This is a genomic window from Dietzia sp. Cai40 (assembly GCF_014145165.1).
Lineage (GTDB): Bacteria > Actinomycetota > Actinomycetes > Mycobacteriales > Mycobacteriaceae > Dietzia > Dietzia natronolimnaea.
Map to the genome: position 1 here is coordinate 1 of NZ_JAALEB010000488.1, position 2,064 is coordinate 2,064.

Consider the following 2,064-nt stretch of genomic DNA (forward strand, 5'->3'; position numbering starts at 1 on the left):
GTCCACCGAGCGGTCGAGGGGGGTGAGCAGGTCGCGGTCCCCGCACAACACCGTGGTGCGCACGTCGCGGAGCACGGGCACGGCCGCGGACTCGTCGTGCTGGGTGAGGGTCTCGAAGAAGTTCGCGATCGTCAGGACGTCCGTCGAGGCGATGAGCTTGTCCACGAACCTGGCGACGGTCGGGCTCATCTTGGCCGGGTCGCCGAACGAGCCGCCGTAGATGAACGGCGAGATGATCGCCCCGAGGGCCCTGCGGCTGCTGGTGAACACCGCGGGCGTGCGGCCGGCGAGGCCCACGAATCTGCTGACGGCCCTGCTGTCGAGCACGGCACCCAGGCCCGACTCCGACAGTTCCGCCATCGCCGTGGCGACCAGCCCCACGCCGAGCACGCGCTCGCGGACCGCGTCCTCGTGGCGGACGGCGTAGCCGAGGACCGTCATGCCCCCCATGGAGTGGCCGATCGCCACGATCGGGCCGGTCGGCGCCGTGGCGGAGATCACCGAGTTGAGGTCGGACGCCAGCTGGGCGATGGTCGAGTTGTCGCGCGAGCTCTTGCCGCTGAGTCCGTGACCGCGCTGATCGTAGAAGACCAGGCGGACCTCGGAGCCGAATCGGTCCTGGAGGTGCCGGCGCTGGAAGTGCCAGGAGTCCATCGACAGCGTGTACCCGTGGGCGAACACCACGGTCATCGGCGCATCGGTCGGTCCGGCCTCCCGCACCGCGAGCGGGACACCGTCCGAGGCGGCGACCATCGAACCCCGGTCGACCCCGAGCTCCCACATGTCCTCGCCGGCCCACGGGTCACTTGCCCGGCGTCCCGGGAGGAGCGTGCCCACGGATCCGATCGTCGCGGCGCCGAGGGCGCTCAGACCCGCGGCGAGACCGCCCGGGGCCCGGATCTGCTCCTCGACGGACTCGGCGTCCCCGGTCTCCCCGCCCACCAGTTCGGGTGACCGGACCTCGACGGGATCCCCCGCAGCGGACCGGGAAGGGCGCCGGGGCCACCGGAGCCGGGGCATCGACCTCCGGCGCCCGGGCGAGTCGTCTTCTCCACTCATAGCGAACCCTCCCTCTGCCCGCCGCTGGCGTGGCGGGCCCCGAGAACGTGCTGGCGCACCGCTCGGCCTCGGACGGCTGTGACGACCTCGTAGTGGATGGTCCCGAGGGTGCGGGCCCACTCGGCGGCGGTGGGGCCCCCGTCGGAGCCGGTACCGAACAGGACGGCGGTGTCCCCCGCGCGGACCGAGTCGCCCGGGTCCGGTCCCAGGTCGACGACGAACTGGTCCATGCAGACGCGGCCGACGTTCGGGTACCGGCGTCCGTGGATCGACACGTCGAGCCTGCCCGAGAGCAGTCGCCACACCCCGTCGGCGTACCCCGCCGCCACGAGGGCCACCGTGGTGTCCCGCGGGGCGTGCCACGTGTGCCCGTAGCTCACCCCCTGACCGGCGGCGATGCGCTTGACCATCAGGACCTCGGCGGAGAACGTCATGGCCGGGACCAGCTCCGCCTCGAGACCGTCGACCGGGTTGAGCCCGTAGAGGGCGATCCCGGGGCGGACCATCTCGAAGCCGTCGTCCGGGCGGGTCAGGGTGGCCGCGGAGTTGGCGTGGTGGTTGACCGGGCACCGCACCCCGCGGGCGCGGGCCTGCGCCACGCACGCGTGCAGACGGTCGACCTGCTGGTCGATCACCGGGTTGCCCGGATCGTCGGCGTGCGCGAAGTGCGCCATCAGCCCGGTCACCTCGATGAGGCCCTCGTCGGAGGCGGCGACCAGCCGGTCGAGCAGGGAGGGCCACTCGTCGAGGGTGATGCCGGAGCGGGCGAGCCCGGTGTCGATCTTGGGGGTCACCCTGGCGCGGCGGCCGGTACGCCGGGCGGCGTCGAGAACGGTGTCGAGGTGGCCCGGGCTCGGGATCGCCAGGTCCACATCCGCCTCGAGCGCCACGCCGACGTCGTCACCCACCCCGAACAACCAGGCCAGGATCTCGGCGTCGATGCCCGCGTCACGCAGCTGCACCGCCTCGGCGATCGTCGTGACGCCCAGCGCGTCCGCCCCACCG

The 2,064-nt window shown here is 73.0% G+C and carries 2 protein-coding genes; both read right to left on the reverse strand.

From position 1 onward, the window contains the following. A partial coding sequence (locus tag G6022_RS16245; RefSeq protein WP_182692026.1) for an alpha/beta hydrolase occupies nt 1-1,059 on the reverse strand: 1,059 nt, incomplete at its 3' end. Continuing rightward, nucleotides 1,056-2,064: alanine racemase (gene alr / locus G6022_RS16250; RefSeq protein ID WP_182692028.1), on the reverse strand; the 1,009-nt coding region annotated here is incomplete at its 5' end. The genes alr and G6022_RS16245, both read right to left, overlap by 4 nt.